Raw genomic sequence first — 14,383 nt, forward strand, 5'->3', positions numbered from 1 at the left:
GGGAGGGTAGGGAATTTCGCCCGCACGTTTTTCCGGCAGGGCGCGGGGCGCCGCCGTCCGTGTGGCGTTCCGTGTCGTTCCTGCCGGGGTCGCGTCCGGCAGGAGTTGTGGCCGGGCCGTGATCGGCCGGCATTCCCGGATTCCCGGCGTCGGGAATCCATGGCGGGCCCGTGCCGCGCCGCCCCGGGTCCCGGGGCGGCGGGCGTGGTTCGCGCAGTGCGTGTTAGAGGGCGTCGACCGCCTTCTCGATGGGGGTCGGTCCGCCGACCACCACGTAGATGCGGCCGGCGGTCCCGGGCCGGTCGATGAGTGCTTCCAGGACGCCCGCGACGTCCTCCCGGGCGACCTGGTCGAACCTGGCGCCCCGGGGCGCCAGCTCGGTGCCGACGGTGAGTTCGACGGTGCCTTCGCCGTTGCCGTCGGTGAGCACGCCGGGCCGCAGGACGGTCCAGTCCAGCTCGGTGCGGGCGAAGATGTGCTGCTCGGCACCGTGCTTGGCCCGCAGGTAGACGGCGTAGCCCTCGCCGATGCCGCGGTCCTCGGCGCACCCGACGTTGATCGAGCTGACGTGCAGGAACCGGCGCACGCCGGCCTTCTCGGCCCCGTCCATGACGAGCGCGACGGCGGCGCGGTCCATCGTGTCGCGGCGGGCGGCGGTGGCGCTGTTGCCCGAGCCGGCGGAGAAGACGACGGCGTCCGCGCCGGCCACGACCGCGGCCACCTCGTCCACCGTCGCGCGCTCGAGGTCGAGCAGCGCGGCGTCGCCGCCGAGCTTCCTGATGTCCTCGATGTGGCGGGGGTTGCGCACGATTCCCACGACGGAGTCGCCGCGTCGGGCGAGGCGTCGGGTTAACCGCATGGCGATCTTCCCGTGGCCGCCAGCAATGACAATTTTCATTCGTGACCCTTTTCCGGATTCAATGCTCCGGGTTTCCCCGGATTCAGTGCCGAGGGCGTGCGGAACCGCCCCGCCAAGCTTGCATCGTGCCAATGGTCCGTGCCGGCGGATTGCCCGGCCCGGACACCGGTCCACGTGTTCGAACAGGCAAATCGCGCTGTCGCCCTTCCGGCCGCCGAGGCGGCGGTGGGCGTTTCACTCGAATGGTGCTTGAGTCAAGCACCGGTCACGGCGATCGGTCAATCGTTGCTTGCCTGTTGTTCTCGCGGGGGTCGGGGTCGAGTGCCGGGCGGGCGGCCAACGACCACAGGTAGCTCAGCGGCTCGCCGTCGGCCTCGTCGGCGTACTCGGCGATCAGAGCCTCGATCCGGCGGTGCAGCGAGTCCACCGAGGAGGGCCGCAGCCGCAGCACCCCGCGCTTGGCGCCGCGTCCGGAGTCCTTGCCCGCGGCTATCAACTCGGTGCGGTGGGCGCCCAGTACGGCCAGGTCGACCTGCTGGGCCAGGCCGGAGTCGTCGGGCGGAATGATCAGTCCTCGGGTGCGTGCGGTGGCCCGGTAGGGCCGCTGCAGCGCGCCGTGCTCGCCGGTGCAGACCGGTTCCGCCACCAGGAAGTCGGTCTTCACCAGTGCGCGGACGTGGCGCAGGGTGGTTGCGGGAGCGAGGTCGAGCTCGACCGACAGCTCCTTGTTGGTGAAGGCACGGTCCAGGCACAGCCGCAGAATGCGCCAGCGTACCGGGTGTCCGAGCGCTTTGAGGTCTTCGATGGTCGCTTCCACACCGTGGACTGTACCTTGCCAACGCACCGTCAGTTTGCTTGACTGCACATCGATTTCATTCTGTGCAATCGGTTGGAGGGTCTGTGATCAAGCAGCTCCAGGAGTGGGTCGAGGCCCGCGATCTGGACGGCGAGCTGGCGGACTGGATCTCCCGGCCGAGCGTCAGCCGTACCGGCGAAGGCATGGCCGAAGCGGCCTCCCACGGGCTTCGCCTGTTACGGGCCTCCGGCCTGGAGGCCCGCGAGGTCGAAACCGGCGGCTGGCCCGCACTGGTGGGCACCGCCGACGGCCCCGGACCGCACGTCCTGATCTACGGCCACTACGACGTCCAGCCCGCCGGGCCGCTGGAACTGTGGACCACACCCCCCTTCGTCCCCTCCATCCGCGACGGCCGCATGTACGGCCGCGGCACCGGGGACAACAAGGGCCAGCACCTCGCCCAACTCCTCGGACTGCGCGCCCTGCGGGACCTGACCGGCGGGTTCCCCTGCCGGGTCACGGTCCTGCTCGACGGCGAGGAGGAGATCGGCAGCCCCAACCTCGCCGCGGCCGTGCGCCAGGTCGGCCGGCCCGACCTGGTGATCTGGAGCGACGGCCCCGTCGACGACTCCGGCAGATCCTGCGTGGTCCTCGGCGTCCGCGGCATCCTGATGTTCGAACTTCGCGCCCGGGGCGCCAACCGGCCTCTGCACTCGGGCAATTGGGGCGGAGTCGCGCCCAACCCCGCCTGGACCCTGGTGCAGCTGCTGGCCACCATGCGCACGGCCGAGGGCATCGTCACCGTCCCCGGCTTCGCCGACCAGGTGCCCCCGCTGAGCGGCGGACAGCTCGCCGCCCTGGCCGAGCTCCCCGTCGACGTCGACGCGACGCTCCGGACGATCGGCGCGACCGGCATGGAACCGCCCACCGGCATCGGGTTCCACGAACGCTTCGCCCGGCCCACCCTGACCGTCAACTCGCTCAGCTGCGAGGACTCCGGCGACCACCGCGCGGTGATCCCCGACGTCGCCGTCGCCCGCTGCGAGGCCCGCCTGGTCGGCGGCCAGACCCCCGAGCAGGTCGCCGACGCCATCCGGCGCCACATCGCCGAGCACGCCCCCGACGTCGAATTCGTCCCCGGCGCGGCCATGGCCCCCTCCACCACACTGCCGGAGACCCCTTATACCGGCACCATCCTCCAGGCGGTCGAGGACGTCCTCGGCCAGCGGCCCCTGCTGGTGCCGTCCCTCGGCGGAAGCCTGCCGATGGCCGTCCTCAGCGACGAACTCGCCTGCCCCTGCTACGGGGTGCCGCTCGCCAACGCCGACGAAGCCAACCACGCCCCCGACGAGAACCTCGAGCTCGACCGGTTCCGCCGCGGGATCGTCGCCGCCGCCACCATCCAACTCGCCCTGGCGGCGCACTCATGAGTCTCTGGGGAGCCTGGCCCGCCAAGGAGGGCTTCGCGTACGTCGGCGACGAGTCCGGCCGCCCGCAGCCCTGGTTCCAGACCTGGGAAGGCCGGCGGCGCGTCCTGCCGATCGACGGCGCGGTCACCCGCCTGGCCTGGCGGCCCGACGAGACCCGCCTGCTCGCCGTCGTCGACGTCACCGGCGGCCAGGACTACCGCTTGGCCGAGATCGACCCCGCCACCGGCGACGTGGAGTGGCTGGCGCAGGAACCCGGCATCCGCCGCGAGACAGGCGTGCCGTACTCCACCGCGAGCACCCCCTACAGCCCCGACGGCCGGCTGCTCGCCTACGCCACCAGCGCGCGCGACGTCACCTGCCTCGACGTCTACGTGCGGGACCTGGAAACCGGCGAGTCCACGATGGTCCTCCAGGGCGACGACCGCTACGTGCCCGTCTGCTTCTCGCCCGACTCCCGCCGGCTCCTGGTCCTGAAGTTCCACCAGAACACCGACCAGGACCTGTACGCCTGCGAGCTCGTCACCGGCCGCACCGAGCACCTCACCCCGCACGACGGCCCCGCCAAGTACCAGCCGGGCGGCTGGAACGAGGACGGCATCTACGTGTGCACCACCGAGGGCCGCGACCACCTCGGCGTCGCCCTGCTCGAACCCGGCCGCCCGCTGCGGTGGATCGCCACCCCGGACGCCGACATCGAGAACGTCGTCGTCGGCCCCGACCGGGTCCTGTGGGCGTTACCCGACGACCAGCGCACCGTCCTGTGCAACCACGACACCCGCATCGAACTGCCGGGATTCGCCTCCCAGCCCTTCGGCTACGACGGCTTCGTCCCCCGTTTCAGCGCCGCCGGACACCTCCTCGCCCAGGTCGGCGCCTCCGACCGGGCCACCGAGTTCTTCTCCGTCGACCCGGACACCGGCCGCACCCGGCAGCTCAGCCGCTTCGGCGACGACCTGCCCGACGACCTGGTCGTCCCGCAGACGGTCCGCTTCACCTCGGCCGACGGCCTCGAAATCACCGGCCTGCTCTACCGCCCGGCCCACACGACGGGCCCCGTCCCCGCCGTCCTGACCATCCACGGCGGCCCCGAATGGGCGGCCCTGCCCGTCCACGACCCGCTGATCCAGCGCCTGGTCCGCGCCGGCATCGCCGTCCTGGCACCCAACGTCCGCGGCTCCACCGGGCGGGGACTCGCCTACCAGCGCCTGATCTACCGCGACTGGGGCCGCGGCGACCTCGCCGACTTCGACGCCGCCGCCCACTACCTGCGCAGCCTGCCCTGGGTGGACGGCGACCGCCTCGGCGTCCACGGCATGTCCTACGGCGGCTTCGCCGCACTCAGCTGCCTGTCCCGACTGCCCCACCACTGGCGCGCCGGCATCGCCATCTGCGGACCCGCCGACCTCGAGAGCGACATCCGCGCCCTGCCGCCCACCTGGAGCCGCCGCGTCACCGAATGGATCGGCGACGTCGACGACCCGCAGGACCTCGCCAGACTCAGGGACGCCAGCCCCCTCACGCACGCGGCCGCCATCCAGGCCCCCCTGCTGCTCGCCCACGCCGAGGGCGACACCACCGTCGCCTTCAACGCGACCGAGCAACTCCACCGGACACTCACCGACTTGGGCAAGACCGTGCGCTTCGTCCGGCTCTCCCGCGGCCACCTCCCCGACGACCGGGACGAACGCGACCAACTCGACGCGGCCTTCACCCAGTGGTTCCACGACCACCTCAAGCCGTGACGCAGCGGCACGACCAGGCCGGCGAAGACCGCCGCCCACCCGGGGCCACCCGCCCCGCACCACACACGACCGAGGGGGCACGCATCCATGAACACGGCCCACAACGCTGCCCGCGGGCACGTTGCCACCAGACCCGCCCCGCCGTACCGGCAGGGGCACACCAGCGCGGCCCCGCCGACCGGCACCAGCCCGTCGCACCCGTCGCACCACTGACACGCACCCGATAAACCCGGAAGGGACAGGCACACCAATGCCTTCTGCAGTCGCCGGCGCCACTGCGCCACCTCGCCGACGCCTCGGCTTGATCCTGGCACTGCTGGCTTTCGCCCAGTGCATCTACGCTGTTGACTACAGCATCGTCTTCGTCGCACTCCCCGAGATCCGGACCGGCGTCGGATTCTCCGCCCAGACCCTCCAGTGGGTCGTCAGCGCCTACGCCGTCGCCTTCGGCGGCTTCCTGCTGCTCGGCGGCCGCGCCGCCGACCTCTTCGGCCGCCGCCGGATGTTCACCTTCGGCCTGTTCCTCTACGCCGCTTCCTCGCTCGCCGGAGCACTCGCCGGCGACCCCACCACCTTGATCGTCGCCCGCGCGGTCCAGGGCATCGGCGGCGCCTTCCTGGCTCCCTCGACCCTGTCCCTGGTCACCACCACCTTCGCCGAAGGCCCCGAGCGCAACCGCGCCCTGGCCATCTGGGGCGGCGCCGGCGGCAGCGGCATGATCCTCGGCTCCCTGCTGGGCGGCGTCCTCACCGGCGCCTTCGGCTGGGCGTCGATCTTCTTCGCCAACGTCCCGCTGGCCGGCGGCGCCATGCTGCTCGCCTTCCTCATCATCCCCAAGGACACCGACCAGGGCGTCAGCGGACGCAAGTTCGACCTCCCCGGAGCCCTCACCGCCACCGTCGGATCGACCCTGCTGGTCTTCACCCTCGTCCAGGGCCCCGAGTCCGGCTGGACCTCCCCGACGATCCTGGTCACCGCCGCCATCTCCGTGGTGATCCTCGGCATCTTCTTCACCGTCGAAGGCCGTGGCCGCGACCCGCTGCTGCCGCTGCGCCTGTTCCGCAACCGCAACCTGAGCACCGGCACCGTCGTCACCTTCATCTTCATGGGGACGTTCGGCGCACTGCCCTACTTCTTCACCCTGTACTTCCAGAGCGTGCACGGCTACTCCGCCACCAAGAGCGGCATCGCCTTCCTGCTCCCGTGCGTCGGCGTCCTCATCGGCAACCTGTCCGGTGGAAAGCTGGCCACCCGCTTCGGCGTGCGCGCCACGCTGACCGGCGCCCTGCTGCTGGGCCTGATCGGCACCGTCGCGTTCGCGTTCTCCGTCTCGCCCAGCGGCACCTACCTGCAACTGGTGCCGGGCGTGCTCATCCTCAGCCTCGGCCAGGGCACCATCTTCACCGCCATGTACGCGGCGGCGACCACCGGTGTCGCGTCCGAGGACCAGGGCATCGCCTCGGGCGTCGCCTCCACCGGCCAGCAGGTCGGCGCCGCGGTCGGCCTGGCCGTCCTGGTGGCGATCGCCAACTCCGGCCACGAGGGCCTGACCGGCGAGGCGCTGCGCGTGGCCACCTCCGACGGGGTGCGCACCGCCATGTGGGCCACCGTCGCCGGCATCGTGCTGATCCTGCTCGTCGTGACGAACTTCCGGCGCGCCCCCGTGGCTCCCGCCGCGGAGGAGACCGAGCGTCAGGACGGCGTGGCGTCGGCGGTGTGACCGCTCGGCCGCGCAGTCGCGTGACATGAACAGGCAGAAGGTGGTTCCACTCCGTGTTCACCACGGACGAGTGGAATCACCTTCTGCTGCCGCCCGACAGTCCGACTCCCCGTCAGCCCCTACTACCGCACCCCGCGCCGCGAACACCCCGAGATCCCCGAAAGAGAAGGAGGCGCCACCAGTGCACCGGATCGTGAACGTGGTCGGTGTCGGCGGTTCGAGCCGGCCCGGATCCACAGCCGAGAAAGCCCTGCGGATCGTCCTGGACGCGGCGGCGAAGCGCGGCGCATCAGTGCAGCTGATCGCCGGACCGGCACTGTCCCTGCCGCTGTACGACCCCCGGCAGGGCAGCACCACCCCGCAGGCCAGACAGCTGCTGTCCGCCATCGCCGGCGCCGACGCCCTCGTCCTGGCCAGTCCCGCCTACCACGGCGGAATATCCGGCCTGGTCAAGAACGCCCTCGACTACGTCGAGGAACTGCGCGAGGACACCCGCCCCTACTTCAGCGAACGGGCCGTCGGATGCGTCGCGGTCGCCAACGGCTGGCAGGGCGCCGTCGCCACGCTGGCCGCCCTGCGCGACGTCACCCACGCCCTGCGCGGCTGGCCCACCCCGCTGGGCGCCGCCATCAACACCTCGACCACCCGCTTCTCGCCCGCCGGGGACTGCAAGGACGACCACGTCCAGGCACAGCTGGAGGAAGTCGCCGCCCAGGTCGTCGAGTTCGCCACCCAGCGCGCGCTCGCCGCGACCCCGACCGCAAGCCTCCTCTGAGCAGCGCGAACGGGGACGGGCACCGCCGGAACGCGCTGTTTCCCGGGGCGCTCGCCCCCGACCGCCGGTGCGGGGCCGCCGCACGCCGGGTCAGTTGATCGGGCCCGCCGCACGCCGGGTCAGTTGATCGGGCCCGCCGCACGCCGGGTCAGTTGATCGGCGCCGCCAGGTACTCCAGCGCGTAGCCGTCGCCGGACGGACTCACCCGCGCGATGCCGGGGGAGTCCAGGTGCGCCCCCGCCACGAAGTGGCCCGGCCGCGACAGCCGCTCCAGCAGCGCCGCCCGCGCCGCCCGGGCCCGGGACTGGTCGCCGTCGAGCTCCCAGGACACCTCCGGCCGGTCGAACTGGAGCGTCGGCACGTGCACGGTGTCGCCCCACACCAGCAGGTGTTCGCCACCGCTGCTGATCTCGTAGACGGTGTGCCCGGGCGTGTGGCCGGGCGCCGGGAGCGCGGTCGCCCAGTCGTTGATCGCGACCTGCTCCGACACCGGCACCACCCGCTCGCGGATCGGCTCCAGCCGTCCCGTGAACACCGAGGCGTCGGCCGCGCCGATCCACACCCGTTCGAGCTTGGCGAACGCCTCCGAACCGTCCGGCGCGATCAGACCGCTCACGTGGTCCTCGTGCCGGTGGGTGATGGCCACATCGGTGATGTAGCCCCGCTCGACCCCCGCCTCCTCCAGCGCCTCGTGGATCCGCCCCATGCCCGGAACGTGCCAGACGTTCGACGCACCGGTGTCGACGAGAAGCGACCAGGTGCCGTCGGTGACGAAGAAGGCGTTCACCGACAACCGCAGATTCTCGTCCGCCAGCGGAACCTCGGGCGGCAGCTCGTCGAGCGCCCGCCCGTCCGTGCCGCGCAGCCGGGTCGGCGGCATGTCGATGTACCCGTCCCGCAGCGACACCACCTGCAGATCACCGAGCTCGAACGTGGCGTGGAGCCGGCCACTTGAGACCAAACGCATGGAACCTCCATCGTGCTGAGCATGTTCTTCCCCCCGCCCGCCGACCCCGATGGCCCCACCCCGGCGGACACCCCCGATGCTGACCCGCCCTCCGCCCCGCCACCGCCCGAACCCCCCAACATCACCCGTTCGTGACCCCCACCCCGTCGGCGTCCGGGCGGTCGGTGGGGCGTCAGGCCCGGTAGGCGGCCCAGGAGGAGGACATCCGGGCGACCTGGCCCGCGGTGAACTGGGTCATGCCACGGGCCCGGACCTGTCGAACCTCCTCGGCCGCCCGCTGACGGACCCGTCGGCCGTTGCCGCCGCAGTCGCCTCGGGTTCGCGGCCGGCCGCGTGAGCGGGTGCGAGCGGGTGCGCACCGGCTCGCGAAAATGGTTTCGCCCGGCGGCCCCGCGGCAGCGATGATCTGGCGAGTGTGCGCATCCCGGGTGGGCCGGGTGGCACGGTTCGAATCCGGAGGAGACTGCGTGCGTTCCGAGCTCGCCAAGGCGTGGGAGTTGCTCGAGGCCGGTGACCCGCAGGGTGTCGCGCGGGAGCTGAGGGCGGTGGCCGACGGGCTGGCGGCTGCCGAAGTCGCGCCGGTGGTAAGGAAGTTGGCCGAGCTCGTCGAGATCGAGGAGCTGGCGGGCGCGGCCGGGGCGCTGGCGGCGCGGCCGACGGACGCGGGCGCGCTGTACGCGTACGGGTACGCCTGCATCGAGCACGGGCTGTCGGAGCCGGCGGTCCCGGCGCTGCGGGAAGCGTTGCGGGCGAGTGCCGTGCCGGTGAAGCGAAAGCTGTTCGGGCGGGGCGGCGGGCAGCAGGTCGATCCGCGGCAGGTGCTGCTGGAGCTGGTCGTCGCGCTGGAGGACGGCGAGCGGCACGCCGAGGCCGTCGAGGTGCTCCAGGAGTACCGGGCGATCACCGGCGACTGGCCGGACGGCTACCTGCTGGCGCACAACGCGCTGATGGACGGCCGGGTCGAGTCGGCCCGCGAGGTGTTCGACGCCCTGCCGGCGCCGGACAACGACACCTGGGCGCCCGCCGCCGACCGGATCCGTCGCACGCTGGCCCGCGCCGCGGCCGTCCCGCCCGCCGGGCCGACGGACCTGCGCGGCTGGCACTTCACGCTGACCGGCGGTCTGCTGGCCACCCGCTCGCCGCACGGCTACGCGGCGGGGATGGCCGGCCGCTGGGCGTACCTGGGCGACACGTACGACAACTGCCGGTACGGCCTGGAGCGGCTGCGCACCGTGCTGGCCGCCACCGGCCGCCGCCCGACCTCGGTGGCGCTGCTGCCGGACCGGGGCAGCGCGGCACTGGGGCTGGCGGCCGCGGCGCTGCTGGGCCTGCCCGCGGCCCCGTACCGCCCGGGCGAGGGGACGGCGGACGCGCTGGTGGTGGCCTACGACCTGAACGAGTGCGACCAGGACGTGGTGGGGGCGCTGCACGAGCGCGCGCCGGGCGAGGTGCTGTACGAGCACGCGACGTGCTGGACGGACCCGCCGGCCGTCTCGGCGGACGTCACGGGGCTGCTGGTGCAGCACGTGGTCCCGCCGTGGGCGCCGGGCATGCGGGTCGGCGAGGACGGCCAGGTCGAACGGGGGCCGGCCGACGACAGCCCGGCGGCGGAGCTCGCCGAGCGGATCCGCGCCGCCTCCGCCGAGCCGGACGAGGGCGACGGGGAGGCCCCGCCGGACTTGGACGAGACGCTGTCCGCGTTCGCGGCCCGGGCCGCCGCGACCTGGGCGACCGGCAGCCGGGACCGGATCCGCTCCTCCGGCCCGGTGCGCAGCAACCGGTTCTGACCGGACCGCCGGGAACCCGCCGCCCGCCGAGCGCGGTGCTCGACGGGCGGCGACCGGTGGGCCGCAAGGCGCTTCGGTCAGCTGTCGAAACCCAGACCGAAGCGGTCGAGGGTGCGCAGCCACAGGTTGCGGTGCCCGGCGTTGGCGTCGGCCCGGGTCAGCGCCCACTGGGTGATGCCGATGCCGATCGAGCGGACCGGCTCCGGCGGGAACGGCAGCGGCTTGCGGCGCACCATCTCCAGGCCGGTGCGTTCGGTGCGCTCACCGGCGAGCAGGTCGAGCATCACCTCGGCGCCGAACCGGGTGGCGCCGACGCCGAGCCCGGTGAAGCCGGCGGCGTAGGCGACCCTCCCGCGGTGCGACAGGTCGAAGAAGGCCGAGAACCGGGTACAGGTGTCGATCGCGCCGCCCCAGGCGTGGGTGAAGCGCAGGCCCTCCAACTGCGGGAACGTCCGGGCGAAGTGCCGGGCGAGGGTGGCGAAGGTCTCCGGCCGCTGGTCGCGTTCGGCGCCGATCCGGCCGCGGTACTGGTGGGCGACGTCGTAGCCGCCGAACAGGATCCGGTTGTCGGCCGACAGCCGCACGTAGTGGAAGTGGTTGGCGCTGTCGGACCAGCCCTGCCGGTTCTGCCAGCCGACGGAGGCGAGTTGGGCGTCCGTCAGCGGCTCCGTCATCAGCGCGTAGTCGTAGACCGGGACGGTGTACGGCCGGTGACGGCGCAGCAGGGACGGGAAGGCGTTGGTGGCCAGGGCGGCGCGGCGGGCGGTGATCCGGCCGTAGGGGGTGCGGACGGCCAGGCCGTGGGGGGTGTCGGCGAGGGCGGTGGCGGGCGTGTGCTCGTGGATGCGGACGCCGAGGTCGAGGCAGGCGCGCTTGAGGCCCCAGGCGAGGCGGGCCGGGTCGAGCATGGCGACGCCGTCGCGGTCCCAGAGGCCGCCGAGGAAGGACGGGGAGTCGATCTCGGCGCGCACCGCGTCCCGGTCCAGGACGTCGAGGCGGCTGCCGTAGCGGGCCGCGAGCTGGGCGAACTCCTGCAGTTCGGCCACCTGGTGGGGTTCGGTGGCGATGTTGAGGGCGCCGCTGCGTCGCCAGTCGCAGTCGATGCCGTAGCGGTGGACGGTCTCCTGCATGGCGTCGAGGTTGGCCGCGCCGAGGCGTTCCAGGGCGGCGAGTTCGTCGGGCCAGCGCTGGTGGCCGTTGGCCAGGCCGTGGGTGAGGCTGGCCTCGCAGAAGCCGCCGTTGCGTCCGGAGGCGGCCCAGCCGGTCTCGCGGGCCTCGATCAGCAGGACGTCCAGCGACGGGTCGCGTTCCTTGGCGAGCAGCGCGGTCCACAGGCCGCTGTAGCCGCCGCCGACCACCAGCAGGTCGCATTCGGCGCTGCCGACCAGGGCGGATTCGGCCTCCGGCCGGTCGGGGGAGTCCAGCCAGAACGGTACGGGCTGGGCGTCCCGGAGGGCGTGGACGGGGTCGGCCATGGTGGGGCTCCTTCGGCGGTGCACGGGCATTCCGGGCCCCGGAGCGGGGTTGCGGGGCCCGGATGCCGTCATCAGACCGTTCCCCGCCGTCCAACGTCAATGGCGTTGACATAAGGACGCCCGGGCCGCCGCGGACCCTGCGGCGGCACCGGCCTCCCGTGGACACGCCGCCGCCCGCCGGGCGGAGTGCTCGGCGGGCGGCGGATGGCGGTAGCGGTGACGGCCGGGCAGCGGTGACGGCCGGGTGGCGGCGTCATCTGCTCGGGTGGGACTTGCTCCAGGCGGGGGAGACGAAGGCGATCAGGGCGATCGCGAAGCCGAGCTGGAGCGCGTGGCGGATCCAGTCGATGCCGGAGGTGTGGCGGACGCCGATCCAGCCGGCCACCGCGTTGCCCAGCCAGGCGCCGGCCGCGCCGAGGAGCATGGTCAGCCACCACGGGATGGCCTGGGGGCCGCGGAGGATGAGCTTGGCCAGCACACCCAGTACGAAGCCGATCAGCAGAATCCAGAGGAGTTGGAACATCGAATCCCAGCCTTTCCGGTACCGCAGGAGGGCGGTCCACAACGGCCATGGTCGCCCGCCGGGCGCACCTCGGCATCTCGGCGAAAGCCCCGGTCAGGTGGTTTGCCGGGCCGGTGCCACGGGTAGCGACGGCACTCGACGAGGCCCCGGTGATTGCCGCCGCGGGGCCTGTGGTGGGATAAACGACTGAACGGGCGTCAGGTTCGACGGGGGAGCAGACACGACATGGCAGGTTTCGGCGTCACGCTGAGCGAGCTCGCGAAGATCCAGAAGGACTTCCAGGCGATCCAGCAGCGAATGAACGAGATGACCCAGCAGACCGGTCGCATCAAGGGCGTCATGATGAAGGCGGTCGGCACCGACCTGGCCGCCGGTGCGCTGGGCAACATTCTCGGGTTCGGCGCGGTGGTGGCCCAGGTCCGCCAGCAGGTCGCCGCGATCAACGAGCAGGTCGCGGCGCTGGAGGCGACCAAGACGAAGCTCACCAAGGAGCTCGCCGAGGACACCCGGAAGCTCGGCACCGTGATCAAGCGGTACCAGGAGGCCGAGAAGAAGGCGCACGAGAACGTCTCCAAGCCCGGCTCCACGAAGCCCGCGCCGAAGAGCCCGGGCCAGGGCGGCGAGCACACGCCGACGGGCAAGCCCGCGCCCAAGAAGCCCGGTGCGCCGATGCCGAAGAGCCCGAACAAGCCGGGTGACCACGGCAGCGGTGGTGGCGGCGGGGGCGACCACGGCAGTGGCGGCGGCAACGACCCGAAGGTCGAGATCTCGCACGCCGGCAAGATCCCGGTCGGCGACGTCACGTACGGCGGCAAGGGCAAGTACAAGAGCGGCGAGGCCGCCATGCGGGAGTACATCTCGCAGGCGCTGGACGCGATGGGCGTGACCGACCCGGCGGCCCGCGAGGCGTGGACCAAGGGCATGCTGACCATCGCCAAGCGCGAGTCGACGTACAACATCCCCACCTCGCAGGTGAACCTGTGGGACACCAACGCCCACGGCGCGAAGCAGGCCGACGGCGCGCCGCTGGGCAGCTCGCGCGGCGCCTGGCAGGTCATTCCGACGACCTTCGCGGAGAACCACGTCAAGGGCACCTCCACCGACATCTACGACCCGGTGGCGAACGTGGCGGCCTCGATGAACTACATCCGCGGCCGGTACCACGTCTCGGCGGACGGCCACGACCTGGCGTCCAAGGTGCAGCAGGCCGACCCGAACCGTCCGGCCAAGGGCTACTGATCCTCCGTCAACTCACGTGCTGCGACCGCTCGTTCGCCGGGCGGTCGCGGCGCGCGGGTCCGCCCGGCACCACCGCCCACCGACCTTCTCGACCCCCGGGGATCCACGTGCGTCCGCTCCGCCTCGCCGCCGCCGCGGCAGTCTGCCTCTCCGCCATGGCCGTCCTGACGGCCTGCAACCCCGACGGCACGGACGGGGGCGACGCCGGGAAGACGGCCGCCGCGCCGCCCGCCGCCACCGGCGCGCCGTCGTCGTCCGCCGGTGCGGCGCCGTCCGAGAGCCCGAAGCCCGAGCAGACCGGTGCGTCGGCGGGCGGCGGGAAGGCGTCGGCGGTGCCGGCGGCGGCCTGGATCGCCCCGCAGCAGGTGCCGTTGAACGCGGCGCTGCACTGGACGGCGGGCGCGTCCTCGGCGAAGAGCCTGGGCGCCAAGGGGCAGTTCCGGATCGAGCAGCTCTGCCACGGCAAGCGCTCCGCCGACTGGGCCGACGCGTTCGACAGTCTGGACACCGCCTCGCTGGGCGGCGCGGCGGGCGACTGGCAGGCCGCCCAGAGCATCGTCAGCTTCGGCGACGCCAACAAGAGCAGCGCGGCCGCGCAGTCCGCGTACGGCCTGCTCGGCGCGGTCAAGGACGAGGTGAAGGCCTGCACCACCACCGTGCCCGGGGCCAAGGTCGACATCACCGGCGACGACAGCGAGTTCCTGGCGGCGACCGTGACGCTGCCGCAGGCCGACGGCGGCACCGTGCAGGTCCACGAGTACCTGACCACCTCCGGCGGCGCGCTGGCCGAGCTCACCCTGCACGCGCAGGTCGCCAAGGGCGCCCACCCGAAGACCGCCTGGTCCGCGCCCGCCGACAGCGCCGTGCTGAAGGCGCTCGCCACGCCGGTCTGCACCGCCTACAAGGACTGCTGACCGGCACCCCGACGCCCCGGCACCCCGGCACCCCGGCACCCCGGCACACGCAGTCGTGGGCCGGCCCCCCCCCGCCGGCGACGGCGCGCCGCCGGACCAGGCGCACGCCCTCGAGGGCTGGGGGGTGTTACGCCCCCCCCACCCCCAAAAAACAAA

12 protein-coding genes are annotated in these 14,383 nt (G+C 72.9%); 7 read left to right on the plus strand and 5 right to left on the minus strand.

Annotated elements, in window-relative coordinates; translation table 11 throughout:
* Nucleotides 1-223: 223 nt before the first annotated feature.
* Both ACFV4P_RS01160 and ACFV4P_RS01165 read right to left on the minus strand, forming a co-directional pair.
* Nucleotides 224-898 carry an NAD(P)H-binding protein gene (locus tag ACFV4P_RS01160; RefSeq protein WP_380465975.1) on the minus strand — a complete coding sequence of 225 codons (675 nt, stop codon included), beginning with the start codon at nucleotides 896-898 and terminating at the stop codon, nucleotides 224-226.
* A 226-nt stretch (nucleotides 899-1,124) separates the two neighbouring features.
* The gene (locus ACFV4P_RS01165; RefSeq protein ID WP_380465977.1) at nucleotides 1,125-1,676 is read right to left on the minus strand and encodes an ArsR family transcriptional regulator; all 552 of its coding nucleotides are present in this window, start codon (nucleotides 1,674-1,676) and stop codon (nucleotides 1,125-1,127) included.
* Nucleotides 1,677-1,759: 83 nt separating this feature from the next.
* Here ACFV4P_RS01165 and ACFV4P_RS01170 point away from each other — a divergent pair, with 83 nt between their 5' ends.
* From ACFV4P_RS01170 to ACFV4P_RS01185, 4 genes are all read left to right on the plus strand, one after another.
* On the plus strand, nucleotides 1,760-3,085 hold the full coding sequence (locus tag ACFV4P_RS01170) for a M20/M25/M40 family metallo-hydrolase (RefSeq protein WP_380465979.1): 1,326 nt from the start codon (nucleotides 1,760-1,762) through the stop codon (nucleotides 3,083-3,085).
* Nucleotides 3,082-4,827 carry a S9 family peptidase gene (locus ACFV4P_RS01175; protein ID WP_380465981.1) on the plus strand — a complete coding sequence of 582 codons (1,746 nt, stop codon included), beginning with the start codon at nucleotides 3,082-3,084 and terminating at the stop codon, nucleotides 4,825-4,827. Before ACFV4P_RS01170 ends, ACFV4P_RS01175 begins: the two co-directional genes overlap by 4 nt.
* 301 nt (nucleotides 4,828-5,128) lie before the next feature.
* Nucleotides 5,129-6,547, plus strand: coding sequence for an MFS transporter (locus tag ACFV4P_RS01180; RefSeq protein ID WP_380465982.1), 1,419 nt, complete (start codon nucleotides 5,129-5,131; stop codon nucleotides 6,545-6,547).
* A 181-nt stretch (nucleotides 6,548-6,728) separates the two neighbouring features.
* A complete protein-coding gene (locus tag ACFV4P_RS01185) occupies nucleotides 6,729-7,322 on the plus strand; it encodes an NADPH-dependent FMN reductase (protein ID WP_380465984.1) in 594 nt (197 codons plus the stop codon).
* A gap of 148 nt (nucleotides 7,323-7,470) precedes the next feature.
* On the opposite strand, the gene ACFV4P_RS01190 is transcribed toward ACFV4P_RS01185, so the two are convergent.
* On the minus strand, nucleotides 7,471-8,289 hold the full coding sequence (locus ACFV4P_RS01190) for an MBL fold metallo-hydrolase (RefSeq protein ID WP_380465986.1): 819 nt from the start codon (nucleotides 8,287-8,289) through the stop codon (nucleotides 7,471-7,473).
* A 467-nt stretch (nucleotides 8,290-8,756) separates the two neighbouring features.
* On the opposite strand from ACFV4P_RS01190, the gene ACFV4P_RS01195 reads away from it, so the two are divergent.
* Complete coding sequence (locus tag ACFV4P_RS01195; RefSeq protein WP_380465988.1) at nucleotides 8,757-10,076, plus strand: hypothetical protein; 1,320 nt, start codon at nucleotides 8,757-8,759, stop codon at nucleotides 10,074-10,076.
* A 77-nt stretch (nucleotides 10,077-10,153) separates the two neighbouring features.
* Here ACFV4P_RS01195 and ACFV4P_RS01200 read toward each other — a convergent pair whose 3' ends face one another.
* Together ACFV4P_RS01200 and ACFV4P_RS01205 are read right to left on the minus strand one after the other, a co-directional pair.
* Nucleotides 10,154-11,551 (minus strand): NAD(P)/FAD-dependent oxidoreductase, encoded by a 1,398-nt coding sequence (locus ACFV4P_RS01200; RefSeq protein WP_380465990.1) that lies wholly within the window; start codon nucleotides 11,549-11,551, stop codon nucleotides 10,154-10,156.
* Between the two features lie 253 nt (nucleotides 11,552-11,804).
* On the minus strand, nucleotides 11,805-12,074 hold the full coding sequence (locus ACFV4P_RS01205; protein WP_380465992.1) for a GlsB/YeaQ/YmgE family stress response membrane protein: 270 nt from the start codon (nucleotides 12,072-12,074) through the stop codon (nucleotides 11,805-11,807).
* Between the two features lie 225 nt (nucleotides 12,075-12,299).
* Here ACFV4P_RS01205 and ACFV4P_RS01210 point away from each other — a divergent pair, with 225 nt between their 5' ends.
* Together ACFV4P_RS01210 and ACFV4P_RS01215 are read left to right on the plus strand one after the other, a co-directional pair.
* Nucleotides 12,300-13,313, plus strand: a complete 1,014-nt coding sequence (locus tag ACFV4P_RS01210) for a hypothetical protein (RefSeq protein WP_380465994.1) — start codon at nucleotides 12,300-12,302, stop codon at nucleotides 13,311-13,313.
* A 107-nt stretch (nucleotides 13,314-13,420) separates the two neighbouring features.
* Nucleotides 13,421-14,227 carry a hypothetical protein gene (locus ACFV4P_RS01215; RefSeq protein WP_380465996.1) on the plus strand — a complete coding sequence of 269 codons (807 nt, stop codon included), beginning with the start codon at nucleotides 13,421-13,423 and terminating at the stop codon, nucleotides 14,225-14,227.
* The last annotated feature ends 156 nt before the right edge of the window (nucleotides 14,228-14,383 follow it).

This window comes from Kitasatospora sp. NPDC059795 (assembly GCF_042732175.1).
Classification (GTDB): domain Bacteria; phylum Actinomycetota; class Actinomycetes; order Streptomycetales; family Streptomycetaceae; genus Kitasatospora.